Below are 258 nucleotides of genomic sequence, written 5' to 3'. Positions count from 1 at the left end.
ATTGCGAGCATAACCATAAGACCATTCGTTATTCTCGTTTCGTTCATAAAATGAAAGCCGATTCCAAGATAAAACGCACTAAATAAAAGATAGGCTACATGCTGATATTCTACCCGATTCTTTGAAGCTACAGTAATAAATAGAAACAGCAGAACAAATAAAAATACGATATCGCCCCGCAGCATATTTCCGCTCCATACCAGATCGGGGAAGAGCAGCAGCCAGAGAAAGGCCAGGCCGGCAATACCATGCCAATCC

1 pseudogene is annotated in these 258 nt (G+C 42.2%); it reads right to left on the bottom strand.

The features are described from left to right. Positions 1-258, bottom strand: a pseudogene (locus tag LKX83_RS32640) (hypothetical protein); the annotation flags it as partial.

Origin of the sequence: Cohnella baijiui, assembly GCF_020731285.1 — a bacterium.
GTDB lineage: Bacteria > Bacillota > Bacilli > Paenibacillales > Paenibacillaceae > Cohnella.
This window is presented reverse-complemented; position numbering and strand designations above follow the sequence as displayed.